General features: G+C 67.6%; 11 protein-coding genes and 1 tRNA gene. 8 read left to right on the top strand and 4 right to left on the bottom strand.

Features of this window, described 5'->3' with window-relative positions:
* The first annotated feature begins 263 nt into the window (after positions 1-263).
* The gene (locus tag ACGVWT_RS01140) at positions 264-761 is read left to right on the top strand and encodes a hypothetical protein (protein ID WP_315471927.1); all 498 of its coding nucleotides are present in this window, start codon (positions 264-266) and stop codon (positions 759-761) included.
* On the opposite strand, the gene mutL is transcribed toward ACGVWT_RS01140, so the two are convergent.
* On the bottom strand, positions 670-2,496 hold the full coding sequence (mutL, locus tag ACGVWT_RS01135; protein WP_315462138.1) for a DNA mismatch repair endonuclease MutL: 1,827 nt from the start codon (positions 2,494-2,496) through the stop codon (positions 670-672). The genes ACGVWT_RS01140 and mutL overlap by 92 nt on opposite strands.
* Before the next feature lie 132 nt (positions 2,497-2,628).
* Here mutL and ACGVWT_RS01130 point away from each other — a divergent pair, with 132 nt between their 5' ends.
* From ACGVWT_RS01130 to ACGVWT_RS01100, 7 genes are all read left to right on the top strand, one after another.
* Entirely contained in the window at positions 2,629-3,669 is a 1,041-nt protein-coding gene (locus tag ACGVWT_RS01130) for a rod shape-determining protein (protein ID WP_018250722.1), read from the top strand.
* 55 nt (positions 3,670-3,724) lie between these two features.
* Complete coding sequence (gene mreC / locus ACGVWT_RS01125; RefSeq protein WP_315462139.1) at positions 3,725-4,603, top strand: rod shape-determining protein MreC; 879 nt, start codon at positions 3,725-3,727, stop codon at positions 4,601-4,603.
* Positions 4,604-4,607: 4 nt separating this feature from the next.
* Positions 4,608-5,135, top strand: a complete 528-nt coding sequence (mreD, locus tag ACGVWT_RS01120; protein ID WP_315462140.1) for a rod shape-determining protein MreD — start codon at positions 4,608-4,610, stop codon at positions 5,133-5,135.
* A complete protein-coding gene (mrdA, locus tag ACGVWT_RS01115; RefSeq protein ID WP_315462141.1) occupies positions 5,132-7,237 on the top strand; it encodes a penicillin-binding protein 2 in 2,106 nt (701 codons plus the stop codon). Before mreD ends, mrdA begins: the two co-directional genes overlap by 4 nt.
* Positions 7,234-8,343, top strand: a complete 1,110-nt coding sequence (rodA, locus tag ACGVWT_RS01110; protein ID WP_315462142.1) for a rod shape-determining protein RodA — start codon at positions 7,234-7,236, stop codon at positions 8,341-8,343. The genes mrdA and rodA overlap by 4 nt, the downstream gene beginning before the upstream one ends.
* 117 nt (positions 8,344-8,460) lie before the next feature.
* A tRNA-Lys gene (locus ACGVWT_RS01105) sits at positions 8,461-8,536 on the top strand.
* A 306-nt stretch (positions 8,537-8,842) separates the two neighbouring features.
* On the top strand, positions 8,843-11,287 hold the full coding sequence (locus tag ACGVWT_RS01100; protein ID WP_315462143.1) for a prolyl oligopeptidase family serine peptidase: 2,445 nt from the start codon (positions 8,843-8,845) through the stop codon (positions 11,285-11,287).
* A gap of 54 nt (positions 11,288-11,341) precedes the next feature.
* Here the strand turns inward: ACGVWT_RS01100 and ACGVWT_RS01095 are convergent, their stop codons facing one another.
* The 3 genes from ACGVWT_RS01095 to ACGVWT_RS01085 are packed head-to-tail and all read right to left on the bottom strand — an operon-like array spanning position 11,342 to position 13,735.
* On the bottom strand, positions 11,342-11,584 hold the full coding sequence (locus tag ACGVWT_RS01095) for a DUF3253 domain-containing protein (RefSeq protein WP_315462144.1): 243 nt from the start codon (positions 11,582-11,584) through the stop codon (positions 11,342-11,344).
* A gap of 52 nt (positions 11,585-11,636) precedes the next feature.
* Positions 11,637-12,689 (bottom strand): zinc-binding dehydrogenase, encoded by a 1,053-nt coding sequence (locus ACGVWT_RS01090; protein ID WP_315462145.1) that lies wholly within the window; start codon positions 12,687-12,689, stop codon positions 11,637-11,639.
* On the bottom strand, positions 12,686-13,735 hold the full coding sequence (locus ACGVWT_RS01085) for a patatin-like phospholipase family protein (RefSeq protein WP_315462146.1): 1,050 nt from the start codon (positions 13,733-13,735) through the stop codon (positions 12,686-12,688). The genes ACGVWT_RS01090 and ACGVWT_RS01085 overlap by 4 nt, the downstream gene beginning before the upstream one ends.
* Between the last annotated feature and the right edge of the window lie 118 nt (positions 13,736-13,853).

Raw genomic sequence — 13,853 nt, 5'->3', positions numbered from 1 at the left:
TACCGGGCGGCCCTTTTTTCCGTCTGACGTGTAACGCCGACAAGTCTTGCGGCGGAACGCTCAGGGGCAGGTCACACAGGCGCTCACGACCGCAGCCAGCGGGATCAGGGCCAGAACGACGGGAAAAATCTGCTTCATCATCAGGTCCTTGAGATTCCCAATGCCCAATGCGCACCCGATGCAAAGGTTGCGTGTTCGTCAACGACCCCCGGCCGCAGCGTCTCGGGCGAGTCATGTTCCTTTAACCCGGGCCATTAACGTCCATGAAAGTCCACACCGATATGGACACATTCATGGGCCTGCATTCTCCTGCTCGATTTCGCGTGGAACCGGATACCGCTCGGGGTGTCACCTACATCACCCTGTCGGGGTTCTTCCTGTTGCCCGACGTGGCCGCCTTCGATCGGGAATGGGCACAGGCGCATGGCCTTCTGCGATGTGCGCCCAATGCGCATCTGACGCTCTGCGATATTTCGGACATGAGCATCCAGTCGCAGGATGTGGTCAACGCCTTCACCGCCATTGTGCGCGATCCGGTGCGGCAGGGCCGGCGGCTCGCGATGGTCGTCGGCATGTCGCTGTCCCGCCACCAAGCCAAACGGCTCAATCCGCCCGAGCGCGAGGGCGTCGCCCATTTCTTCAGCCGTGCGGAGGCGGAAGCCTGGCTGTTCAGCGACGACCGAACAGACGCTCAATATCTCCATGCGCCAGTTTCACCCATGTCGGCCGACCGTGGTTACATTGGCCCGAGTGCGGCGTAGCCTCCATCTCGCGCAGCAGCGCATTCATCTCGGCGACGCCCAGCACCCGCCCTGCCCGTACCGACCCATGGCACGCCATTGTGCCAGCCACGGCGTCCAGTCGCTCGCGTAGCGACAGCGCCTGGTCGAATGCGGCGAGTTCGTCCGCCAGATCGGTGATAAGCCCCGCCGGATCGGCCTGACCCAGCAAGGCCGGGGTCGCGCGTACCAGCATCGCCGTCGGCCCGAACCGCTCCAGCTCCAGCCCCAGTTCGGCGAGTTCGCCGATCCGCGATTCGAGGCGGTCGCAGGCGGGCTCGTCCAATTCGACCACCTCGGGGATCAGCAGCGCCTGTGCCGCGACCCGCCCACCGGCCAGTCCCGCACGCATCCGCTCGAGCACCAGCCGCTCATGCGCCGCATGCTGGTCGACCAGCACCAACCCATCTTCCGCTTCCGCGACGATATAGGTCCGCGCTACCTGTCCGCGCGCGACGCCCAGCGGGTGCGCGACGGTCGACGGCGGCAGCGCATAGGCCGGCTCGGCCCGCGCGGCGGGGGGCGGCGTGACGAACGTCGGGCGGGCATCGTTGACGTAGCGCTGCGCGAACAGCCCCGCGCCATCCGCCGCTGAATACGCGCCCACCTCCATCGACGGTGCAGACCCGCCCTCCGCCGCCACAACGCCCGACGGATGGAGCGCGACCGGCTCCGGCCGCCACATCGCGAGTGCGTCCTCGGCCGGTCGTTGCACGCTGCGATGCCCGGCCGCATCCAGCGCGCGCCGCAGCCCCGACACGATCATGCCGCGCACCATCGCGGGATCGCGAAAGCGCACCTCGGTCTTCGCGGGATGGACGTTCACGTCCACCTCCGCCGGTGGGACGTCGAGGAACAGCGCCACCACCGCATGGCGGTCGCGCGGCAGCATCTCGGCATAGGCGCCGCGGATCGCGCCCATCAGCAACCGGTCGCGCACGGGGCGGCCGTTGACGAACAGATATTGGTGGTCGGCGACACCGCGATTGTAGGTCGGGATGCTGGCCACGCCGCCCAGCACAATCGGCCCCGAATCGGTCGGCCGTTCCAGATCGATCGTCACCGCATTGTCGGCGAGCGCCCGGTCCGTCAGCCCGGCAACCCGTGCCGGCCGGTCCTCGGCCAGCATCGCGGCGAGCGCGCGGCGGCCGTCATGCTCCAGCGTGAAGGCGATATCGGGCCGCGCCATCGCCAGCCGACGTACCGTATCGAGACAGGCGGCATATTCGGCGCGGGGCGATCGCAAAAATTTGCGCCGCGCCGGCACGCGTCCGAACAGATCTTCGACGATCACGCGCGTGCCCGGCGGCAAGGCGGCGGGCCCTTCGCGCGCGACGATGCCGTTGTCGACCGTCCGCGCCCAGCCCTCTGCGCCGCGCACCCGGCTTTCGATCGTCAGCCGCGCGACGCTGGCGATCGAGGGCAAGGCTTCGCCGCGAAAGCCCATGGTCGTCACATTTTCAATGGCTTCGTCGGGCAGCTTGGACGTCGCATGCCGTTCGAGCGCCAGCGCCATGTCGGCTGGCGCCATGCCACAGCCGTCGTCGACCACCTCGATCCGCGCGAGCCCGCCGTTCGCCAGCATCACCGCAATGCGATTCGCACCGGCGTCGATGGCGTTTTCGACCAGCTCCTTCAACGCGCTGGCGGGCCTTTCCACCACTTCACCGGCGGCGATGCGGTTGACGAGATGTTCGGGCAGACGGCGTATTGACACTGCGCAAGCTCTATACCAAGCGGACGCATCCCGCGAGCCCTACGCAAGACGTGACGAACCTCCTGGCCGACACGGCCTGCGACGGATGAAGCGGTACTTTTTGTGCGTCCCGAACACGGAACCCTGCGCTCCATGGCTCTCCCCCGCTTCTTCAAATTCATGTCCCACGACATGGCGATCGATCTCGGCACCGCGAATACGCTGGTGTACGTCCGCGGGCGCGGCATCGTGCTCAACGAGCCGTCGGTCGTCGCGGTCGAGACGATCAACGGCGTCAAGCGGGTGAAGGCGGTCGGTGACGACGCCAAGCTGATGATGGGCAAGACCCCGGGTTCGATCGAGGCGATCCGGCCGCTGCGCGATGGCGTCATTGCCGACATCGACGTCGCCGAGGAGATGATCAAGCACTTCATCCGCAAGGTGCACGGCCCCCGCAAGTTCGCGCGCTGGCCGGAAATCGTGATCTGCGTGCCGTCGGGCTCGACCAAGGTCGAACGCCGCGCGATCCGCGACGCCGCGTCGAACGCCGGCGCCAGCCAGGTCTATCTGATCGAAGAGCCGATGGCGGCCGCGATCGGCGCCGACATGCCCGTCACCGAACCGATCGGCAGCATGGTCGTCGACATCGGCGGCGGCACCACCGAAGTCGCGGTGCTCAGCCTGCGTGGTCTCGCCTATACCACCAGCGTCCGCGTCGGCGGCGACAAGATGGACGAGGCGATCGTCAGTTACGTCCGCCGCAACCACAACCTCCTCATCGGCGAAGCCACCGCCGAGCGCATCAAGCAGGAAGTCGGCATCGCCCGCCCGCCGGTCGACGGCATCGGCAAGATCATCCACATCAAGGGCCGCGATCTCGTCAACGGCGTGCCCAAGGAGATCCAGATCAACCAGGGCCAGATCGCCGAGGCCCTGAGCGAGCCGGTCGCGACGATCGTCGAGGGCGTGCGCGTCGCGCTCGAAAACACCGCGCCGGAGCTGGCGGCGGACATCGTCGACCAGGGCATCGTGCTGACCGGCGGCGGCGCGCTGCTCGAAGGATTGGACGAGGTGCTGCGCGACGAAACCGGCCTGCCGGTGACCGTCGCCGAGGACCCGTTGACCTGCGTCGCGCTCGGCACCGGCCGCGCGCTGGAGGATCCGATGTTCCGCGGCGTGCTGCAAACCGGCTGAGCGCCCGCAACGACGTAACGGCTTACCCACACTTACAGGACGGGGGACCCGGCGCATGGCGCCTGCCCGCGACCGTCGCACCGGTTTTTCGCGGCGACGGCAATATTCGACGTTCATCGGCTACGTGCTCGCGGTGGCGGGCGCGGTGGTGGGGGCCGTGTTGCTCGTCGTGTCCTCGGTCCACCCGCCGGCGTTCGGCACGGCGCGCATGGCCGTGGCGAGCGTCACCGCGCCGATCGCCGGCGTGCTCGATGCGGGGGTGGATGCCGTCGCCTCCGTACCGCGCGCGATCGGCACGTGGATCGGCGTGCATGGCGAGAATGCGCAGCTTCGCGCCGAAGTCGCCCGCAGTCGCGCGCTGCTGACCCGCGCGCGGATCATCGCCTATGACAACCGCCGCCTGCGCGCGCTGCTGCGCGTCCGCGACCGCACGCCCGAGGCCGTCATCGCGGCACGGCTCGTCGGATCGACCGCCAGCAGCGGACGGCGCTTCGCGCTGCTCAACGCCGGGCGATTGCAGGGGGTGCAGCCCGGCATGCCGGTACGCGGGCCGGATGGCCTCGTCGGCCGCGTCCTCGAATCCGGGCCGATCGCCGCGCGCGTGTTGCTGATCACCGATCCCGAAAGCCTCGTGCCCGTCCGCCGGACCCGCGACGGCGTTGCCGCTATCGCCGCGGGGCGCGGTGACGGACGCGTCGATATCCGCTCGGTCGACGCGACCAACGTACGCTTCAACCGCGGCGACATGTTCGTGACCTCGGGCACGGGCGGCCTGTACGCGCCCGGGGTGCCGGTGGCGCAGGTCGATCGCAACGGCATGGACAGCGTCGCCGCGACGCCCTTCATGGCACCCGATGCGCTGGATTTCGCGGTGGTCGAGCGCCCCTACGTGCCGATGCCGCCGCCCCCGCCGGCCCGCCCGGCGGTGCCGTGATCCGGTGACGACCCGCAATTCGATCGACTATCGGCCCTTCCAGGCGCCGCTGCCCCCGGGGCGGGCCCGTGCGCTCCCTTGGGTCAGCGTATTGGCTGCGTCGGCGCTGACCGCAGTCGTACCGGTGGTCGCCAGCCTGCCACTGATGCCGCCGCTCGGGCTGATTCTGCTGCTTAGCTGGCGTCTGCTCGCACGCTTCGCGTTGCGCCCCTGGGCCGCAGCGCCGCTCGGCCTGTTCGACGATCTGGTGAGCGGTCAGCCGCTCGGATCGGCGATGCTGTTGTGGTCGCTCTGCTTTATCGCGATCGAGCTGATCGAGCAGCGCCTCGTCACCCGCGATTTCTGGCAGGACTGGCTGATTGCCAGCGGCGCAATCGTTTTTTGCACCGCAATAGGGCGCTGGATCGCGGTTCCCATCGGCGCGCACGTCGATACTGTGCTATTGGCGCAGACCATGATCTCCGTGATGCTGTTCCCCCTGTCGGCCCGTCTGGTCGCGTGGATCGATCGCAAGCGAGGGCCGACCGCGTGAAGCGTTCCTCCCGGATCGTCACCGAAGCGATGCAGGCGTACAGCTTCTCGCGACGGGCGTGGCTGCTCGGCACCGCGCAGGGCGCCGTCGGCGTCATGCTCGCCGGCCGCATGGGCTATCTCGCGATCGCCCAGAACGAAAAGTACAACCTTCTTGCCGAAAGCAACCGCGTCAACCTGACGATGATCCCGCCCCGGCGCGGCTGGATCGTCGATCGCCATGGCGCCGCTATCGCCGACAACCGCACCGATTTCCGCGTCGATATCATTCCCGATCGGCTGGAGGGCGGCGATGCGGGGCGCGACCGCGTGCTGGCGCGGCTCGCCAAGCTGCTCGACCTGCCGCCCGAGGAAATCGAGCGGATCCGCATCGACCTGAAAGGTGCCGCGGGTTTCCAGCCGGTACAGGTGGCCGAGAATATCAGCTGGGATCGCTTCGCCGCGATCAGCCTGCGCCAGCCCGAACTCCCCGGCGTTGCGCCGACGCGCGGCTTCGCCCGCAACTATCCCGCCGGCGCCGCGGTCGCGCATCTGACCGGCTATGTCGGCGCGGCTAACGCCGAACAATATAAGAAGACGCACGACCCCCTGCTCGTCACACCGGGTTTCAAGCTCGGCAAGGATGGTCTTGAGAAGCAGCTGGAAAGCGAGCTGCGCGGCACGCCCGGTGCCAAGCGCGTCGAGGTGACCGCGCGCGGCAAGGTCGTCGCCGAACTGCCTACCCGTGCCGATGTCCCCGGCAAGACGCAGAAGCTGACGATCGACGCCGGGCTGCAAGAATATGCCGCGCGCCGTCTCGGCACCAATTCGGGTTCGGCGGTAGTAATCGACTGCCGCACCGGCGAGATGCTGGCGATGGTGTCGATGCCCGCCTACGATCCCAACAGCTTCTCGGACGGCATCAGTCATCTCGAATGGAAGATGCTGTCGGACAACGATCACGTCCCCTTGATGAACAAGGTAACGCAGGGGCTGTACCCGCCGGGTTCGACGGTGAAGCCGATGAACGGTCTCGCCCTGCTCGCTGCGGGCGTCGGCGCGCATGACCGGGTCGTCTGCTCGGGCGCGATGCGCGTCGGCACCGGCGTCTTCCACTGTCACAAGCGCGGTGGCCACGGCCCGCTCGACCTGAAGGGCGCGATCGAGCAGAGCTGCGACATCTATTTCTACGAAATGATCCGCCGTGTCGGCTACGACAAGATCGCCCCGATCGCGCGGATGATGGGGCTCGGCCAGAAGTTCGATCTGCCGCTGGCGACCCAGCGTTACGGCACCGTGCCAGATTCCGAATGGAAGCTGCGCAAATACAAGACGAAGTGGACCGTCGCTGACGGCCTGAACGCGTCGATCGGCCAGGGCTATGTGCTCGCCAACCCCTTGCAGCTTGCCGTCATGGCGGCGCGGCTCGCTTCGGGTCGCGCCCTGCAGCCAAGCCTTCTCTCGCATCACCTCCACCTCGATGCGCCGGCGCTGCCGCTCGCCTCAGAGCATCTCGCGATCGTCCGCGACGCGATGTACGGCGTGGTGAACCAGGGCGGCACCGGCGGGGCGGCGCGGCTGCTGATCCCGGGCGTCGCCATCGCGGCAAAGACGGGCACGGCCCAGGTCCGCCGCATCACCATGGCGGAACGGCGCGCGGGGGTGCTCAAGAACGGGCAATTGCCTTTCAAACTACGCGACCACGCCCTGTTCGTCTGCTTCGCCCCCGCCGACAATCCCCGCTATGCCGCCGCGGTCGTGCTCGAACACAATGGCCACACCGTCCGCAACCTCGACACGCCGATGATCGGCCGCGACATCATGACGTGGCTGTTCGACCGCGACCGCGCGATGAAGAGCCTTGCCGACGTCGAGCCCACTTGGGGCGGCGACATCAAGACGCGCATGGCGGCCGAAGCCGCCGCCTATCGCGCCGCCCAGGCGCCGCAGCCCGCGGCCAACGCGACCAAGACCGATTCCACCGTCCCCAGCGATTCCGACGCGGTGGAGGCGGCGACCGATCTCGCCAATGCGACGCAGGCGGCGATGGGCCCCGCCGTCGCCAACGGCGACGTGCCGAGCGACACCGATTCCCCCGACGACGCTGCGGGCAACACGCAGTGAGCCGTGGCCATCTGATCCCCGATCCGATCGCGCGGCTGCCCTGGCGGGTCATCCTGCTGATCGTGGCGATCGGCACCTTCGGCCAGATCGTGCTCTATTCCGCCGCAGGAGGCTCGCTACAGCCCTGGGCACTGTCGCAGGGCGTCCGCTTCTTCATCCTGCTCGGCATGGCGCTGGCAGTGTCCTACGTGCCCGAACGCTTCTGGCGATCCGCGGCGCTGCCGGCTTATGTCGTCATCGTCATCGCGCTGGTGCTGGTCGAACTGGTCGGCGCGGTGCGCGGCGGCAGCCAGCGTTGGCTCGACGTCGGCATCAAGCTGCAACCATCCGAATTCATGAAGCCCGCCATCGTACTGGCCTGCGCGCGCTTCTATGACATGCTGCCGCCGGGCGAGACACGACGCTTTGGGGCGATCTGGCCTGCCTGTCTGCTGATCGGCATTCCTGCCGCGCTGATCGCCAAGCAACCCGATCTCGGCACCGCGCTGATGGTCACCGGCGGCGGCATCGCGGTGATGTTCCTGGCGGGCGTCCCAATGCGCCTGTTCGTCGGCGGAGCGCTCGGAATCGCGGTCGCAGGGCCCCTCGCCTTCCAATATGCGCTGCACGACTATCAGCGAAATCGCATCCTCATCTTCCTCGATCCCGAAAGCGACCCGCTCGGCACCGGCTACCACATCAGCCAGTCCAAGATTGCGATCGGGTCGGGCGGATTGTGGGGCAAGGGCTTCCTCAACGGCACGCAGAGCCACCTCGACTATCTGCCCGAAGGCCATACCGACTTCGTCTTCGCGACGATGGCCGAGGAATGGGGCCTCGTGGGCGGCTGCCTGCTGATCCTCGCCTTCCTCCTCGTGATCCGCTGGGGCGTGAACGTCGGGCAGCAGGCCAATACCCGCTTCGCGCGCCTGACCGCGGCGGGGCTGGCAACGACGATCTTCTTCTACGTCGCGATCAACCTGTCGATGGTGATGGGCTTGGCACCGGTCGTCGGCATTCCGCTGCCCCTGGTCAGCTTCGGCAGTTCCGCCCAGCTTACGGTGCTGTTTTGCTTGGGCATTCTGATGTCGATCGACCGCGAAAATCGTCGCCGCGTCCGCTGGTAAGCGAAAAAATCCGCCGCAACGCAAAAAAGGGTTTGCACGATCTAAAACGCCTGCTAATTGGCCGCCTCCCGACGGGGCCGGCGCCTCTCCAAAGCGCCACCAAACAGGCCAGGTCATGGACGCATAGCTCAGTTGGTAGAGCAGCTGACTCTTAATCAGCGGGTCCTTGGTTCGAGCCCAAGTGCGTCCACCACCTTCCTCGGTTTTTCCATATGAAAGCGGATACGGCCGGCATCGGGCGTCCTCCTATGTCCCGCGATTACGGTCGGGCGCGCGTTCTGCGCAACGCGTGATACGCCAGCTGCTTGTCTCACGCATACACTCGACAACATCACGGCGCCGTGGCGGAACACCAAGCTATTAATCGCCACGCGCAACCAACGCGGATGTAAGCGCCTGTCGTCAACGACCCCGGCACCGCCCGCCTCCGATCCCGAAATCGCTGGCAGGCGCGATGGCCCCGTGGCACATGAACGAACCGTCACATAAGGGGTTACGAATGCGCGCTGGTGCCTGCCTGATCGCTCTGCTGCTTGCCACCACGGCCCAGGCCCAGCCGGCCGGCACCACTTACCACCGCGCACCGGATGCGATCGCCAAGGCGCTGGAGGCGTCCCCCACCCCCGCGGTGGCCGTCAGCCCCGACCATAGCACGCTCGCCATCTTCGGGCGCGAGAACCTGCCGTCGATCGCTAATCTCTCCAAGCCGATTCTGCGGCTGGGCGGCTATCGCATCGACCCCGCGACCAACGGCCAGGCCGAGGTTCGCGTGCAATGGCTGAATGCGCTGAGCTTCAAGGATATTGCGAGCGGCCGCACGGTGACGGCGCGCCTGCCGGCGGGGTTGCGGTTCGCCGCACCGGATTGGTCGCCCGATGGCCGCCATGTCGCCTTTTACGCGCAGGAGCCCGACGGCCTGTCGCTCTGGATCGCGGAGCGCGACGGTAGCGCACGCGTGGTCGCCAAAGGGCTCAATGGCAGCTTCGGCACGCCGTTCGTCTGGGCGCCCGACAGCAAAGCCCTGATCGCCTATACCGTTCCCGCCGGGCGCGGGCCGGCGCCGGTCGCGACGACCACGCCGACCGGACCGGTCGTGCAGGAGAGCAACGGCCGCACCTCGGCCGCGCGCACGTACGAGGATCTGCTCGGCGACGCGCATGACGAGGCGCTATTCGACCATTATTTCACCGGTCAGCTGACCCGCATTGCGCTGGACGGAACTGCGCAGCCGATCGGAACGCCGGGGCTGATCACCGACTTCAGCGTGTCGCCCGACGGCCGCTATTTGCTGACTGAGCGGCTGAAGCGGCCCTATTCCTATCTGCTGCCCGCGCGCTTCTTCCCCACTGAGATCACGGTGTCGACGATCGACGGCAAGCCGGTGAAGACGCTCGTCGATCGTCCGCTGGCCGACGATCTGCCCGTCGACTTCGACGCGACCGTCAAAGGCCCGCGCGACGCGGAATGGCGTGCCGATGCGCCCGCGACGCTGGTCTGGGCCGAGGCGCTCGACGGCGGCAACCCGCGCGTGAAGATCGCCTTCCACGACAAGCTGATGATGCAGGCCGCCCCGTTCGATACCGCGCCGGTCGAGCTGGCCAAGACGCCCGCGCGCTATGCGACCACATTATGGGGTGATGACGGCTTTGCGATGGTGATCGACCGCGAATGGCGGTCGCGCACCGAACATCGTCAGGCCGTCGCCCCGTCGCGTCCGGGCGAGAGCCGGATGCTGCTCACCCGCAATTACCAGGATCAATATGGCGATCCCGGCGATCCGATCCTGGAGGACAATGCGGCGGGCAAGCGCGTGATGCGCTTCACGCCCCGCCATGACGCCGTCTATGTGAGCGGCGACGGCGCGACCAAGGCGGGGGCCTTCCCCTTCCTCGCGACCATGCCCCTCGCCGGCGGCGAACAGACCCGGCTGTGGACGGCCAAGGCGCCCTATTACGAAACGGTCGTGGCGCTGCTCGACGACACCGGGCAGCGCATCCTGACCCGTCGGGAAAGCGCCAAGCTCGCACCCAATTACGTCATCCGCAGCGTCAAGGGCGGCCAGGCGAAGGCCGTCACCGCCTTCGCCGATCCCGCACCGGTGTTTGCGGGCGTGACCCAGAAGACGATCACCTATGCCCGCGCCGACGGCGTGCCGCTGTCGGGGACGCTGTATCTGCCCGCCGGCTATGATGCCAAGCGCGACGGGCCGCTGCCGACGTTGCTCTGGGCCTATCCGGCCGAATATACCGATGCCAAGGTCGCCGGGCAGACGGTAGACCAGGGCAATCGCTTCGTCCGCCCGCGCGGGATCAGCCACCTGTTCCTGCTCACCCAGGGCTATGCGATCCTCGACAACCCCGCGATGCCGATCATCGGCGAAGGCGGCGCGGAGGCCAACGACACCTATGTCAAACAGCTGCGCGAGGATGCCGAGGCCGCCGTCGATGCGGTGGTGAAGCTCGGCGTCGGCGACCGCGATCGGATGGCGGTGGGCGGTCACAGCTATGGCGCGTTTATGACCGCGAATCTGCTCGCGCATACCGATCTGTTCCGCGCCGGCATCGCCCGGTCGGGTGCGTACAACCGCACGCTGACCCCGTTCGGCTTCCAGGCGGAGCAACGGACCTATTGGCAGGCAACGCCCACCTATACCGAGATGAGCCCGTTCACCTATGCGAACCGGATCAAGGCGCCGATCCTCCTGATCCACGGCGGCGCCGACGACAACAGCGGCACCTTCCCCATCCAGTCGGAACGGATGTATGCCGCGCTGAAGGGCAATGGCGCGACCGTCCGCTATGTCGTCCTGCCGAACGAGCCGCACGGCTATCGCGCGCTGGAATCGACCGAAGAGACGCTGTGGCAGATGACCGATTGGCTCGATCGCTACGTCAAACCGAAGCAGGCCACCCGATCCGCGCCGGCAGCAACGGCCGCGGACTGACCGGGCCGGAATTGCGACCGTCGGTGCGCTCCGGCGACGGTCGCAGATCGCCCGTCAGCGCGCGACCGCGCGGCCGATCCGATACGGGCCGGTGCGCGTGGGGAGCGGCTTGCCCTTCCAACTGAGCTGAACGCGGCCCCCCTCGACCAGCGTGTCGACAGCGGCATGGACCGACGGCATCGCCGCGCGCCAGGCCTCTGGCGCGATCGCGCGCGCGACCTCGCTCGGGCACACCGTCGCGCCCTCCGCTCGCGACGCGAGCAGCGCGAGCGCCGTGTCGCGAGGGCTTGCGGTCACGATCGCACGGGACCGCCTAACCCCGGTTCGGCCTCGGTCAAACGCGCGATACTCATATCGTCAGGCCGACGAAGATCGCGCCCGTCCGGCCGCGATCCTGCGCCACTTCGAACGCCTCATTGATCTGATCCAGCGGGAAGCGGTGCGTGATCAGCTCCTGCGTCTTCAACACCCCGCGCGCCGCGAGGTCGAGCGCCTCCACCTGCTCGGCGTGGATGTCGTGAAAGGCGAAGCTGGCGCTGGGGATCAGCGTGATCTCGGACATCTGGATACGCTGCCACTCCAACGGAATCGCGATCGCCCCGGCGTCGAAACCACCGACGATCACGACCGTGCCGCCCCGACGCACCAGACGCGTCGCGAGCGGTAACGTCTCGGGCATGGATTCGCCGCCTGCGCATTCGAAGACGATGTCCGCGCCGCGATCGTCGGTCATTGCGCGCACCACGGCATAGGGGTCCGCCTCGCCCGAATGAACGGTCCGATCCGCCCCCAGACGCTCGGCGAGCGCCAGCGCATGCGGCATCTTGTCGATGATCGTGACCGTCGCGCCGCTCGCCTTGGCGAGCATCAACTGGCCCAGCCCGATCGGCCCAGCCCCAATGATTGCCACGCGCGATCCGATGGTCAGACCCGACAGATGCTGCGCATGCAGCGCGACCGCATAGGTATCGAGCAGTGCGGCATCGTCGAGCCCCATGTCGTCCGGCAACCTGTGAAACTTGTGCTGCGGCCCGATCACATATTCGGCATAGGCGCGCGAGACGCTGGCGCGGCGGGTGGGATAGAGGTCCGGACAGCGATTGTATTGCTGCACCCGGCACCATTCGCAATGGCCGCAGCCCAGCACGGATTCGATCAGCACCCGGTCGCCGATGGCCACACGCTCCACCGCCGGCCCGATCTCGACCACCTCGCCCGCCAATTCATGCCCCATGATGCAGCAGTGCAGCTCTTCCTCCGCCTTCTCCCAATGGCGCAGGTCGGTGCCGCAGATGCCCGCCATGCGCACGCGCGCCTTCACCCAGTCGTCGGCGGGCAGAACGGGCTCGTCGACCTCGGCGATCTCGAAGCGACCATCGGCGGTTTTGCGCGCGGCTTTCATAGCACGTCTCCTGCTGTTGCGGCGGATGCGTCCGCCCTAGTGATCAAGCGCAGCCCGTGCGCCCCGAGCGCGATCCCCCCATCCGCCAGCCGCGCGACCAGCGCCCGGCCGTCACGCAGCCCTGCATCCCATCGTGCCCGCACCGATCGGGGTGAGAAATCCAGCGCCTTGCCCGCCACTTCGGCCTGCTGATCGGCATAGTGCAGCTGGAGGAGCGTCACGGACGCCACCGCCAGATCGGGATCGACGGCATACTGCGCCTGCCACCGGGCCAGGGTACGGCGCGATTGCGCGGCAAACAGCAGATCCTGCGTTCGCGCGATCATCCCGCCGATCGTCGGCGCAGACGCCCCGGCCAAGGGCAACAGGTCGACCGAAATGCACAGCAGCGGTCCCTCCCCCGGCTGCGACAGCACGGGATCGAGCGGCAGGTTGGCGGACAAGCCGCCATCGACGAACCGTTCGCCCTCGATCGCGACCGGCGGAAAGGCGGGCGGCATGGCGCAGCTCGCCCGGATATGATCGGGCGTCATCCGGACGTTCCGGCTGTCGAACGCCACCTCCGCTCCCGTATCGAGCGCCACCGCCTGCGCGGTATAGCGTACGGGGCCCTCGTTCAGCCGATCGAAGTCCACGAGCCGGTCGAGCGTACGGGCCAGGGGCATCGTATCGTACAGCGCCGGCGCGTTACGATCGGCCAGCGCGGTGCCCAGCGGCGCAAACACACCCTGCCGCCCACCGATCATCGTCGCCATCACCTCGCCGGTGCGACGCCAGCCGTCGAACGAAACATCCCACCATGGTGTGCCAAATGTATCGACGGTTTCGGGCCGCCACAGATCGCGCAGCCGCGCCAGACGATCGGCCGACGCATTGCCTGCAATGATCGCCGCATTGACCGCACCGACCGACGTGCCGACGATCCACTCCGGTGCGATTCCCGCATCGTGCAGCGCCTCATAGACCCCCGCCTGATACGCACCCAGCGCATTCCCCCCGGCGAGCACCAGGGCGACACGCGTGTGAGACGGGATGAGCGACGTCATCGCCGTTCGCTGGCCGGACGGGGGATCGGACGGGAACGGCATCGGATCGGCATTCGACGGGTCGGCCTCATGCGACGGGGACAAACGACAGGGCCACGGACCTGCCGCCACACGGGAT

This window comes from Sphingomonas sp. S6, from assembly GCF_043498045.1.
GTDB lineage: Bacteria > Pseudomonadota > Alphaproteobacteria > Sphingomonadales > Sphingomonadaceae > Sphingomonas.
Note: the sequence above shows the minus strand (reverse complement) of the source record. Positions and strands in the feature narration are given on the sequence as shown.

Coding starts and splice junctions, on each gene's coding strand:
- ACGVWT_RS01140 (WP_315471927.1), top strand. CDS start 264: ATGAAAGTCCACACCGATATGGACACATTCATGGGCCTGCATTCTCCT.
- ACGVWT_RS01130 (WP_018250722.1), top strand. CDS start 2,629: ATGGCTCTCCCCCGCTTCTTCAAATTCATGTCCCACGACATGGCGATC.
- mreC (WP_315462139.1), top strand. CDS start 3,725: ATGGCGCCTGCCCGCGACCGTCGCACCGGTTTTTCGCGGCGACGGCAA.
- ACGVWT_RS01100 (WP_315462143.1), top strand. CDS start 8,843: ATGCGCGCTGGTGCCTGCCTGATCGCTCTGCTGCTTGCCACCACGGCC.
- ACGVWT_RS01090 (WP_315462145.1), bottom strand. CDS start 12,689: ATGAAAGCCGCGCGCAAAACCGCCGATGGTCGCTTCGAGATCGCCGAG.
- ACGVWT_RS01085 (WP_315462146.1), bottom strand. CDS start 13,735: ATGACGTCGCTCATCCCGTCTCACACGCGTGTCGCCCTGGTGCTCGCC.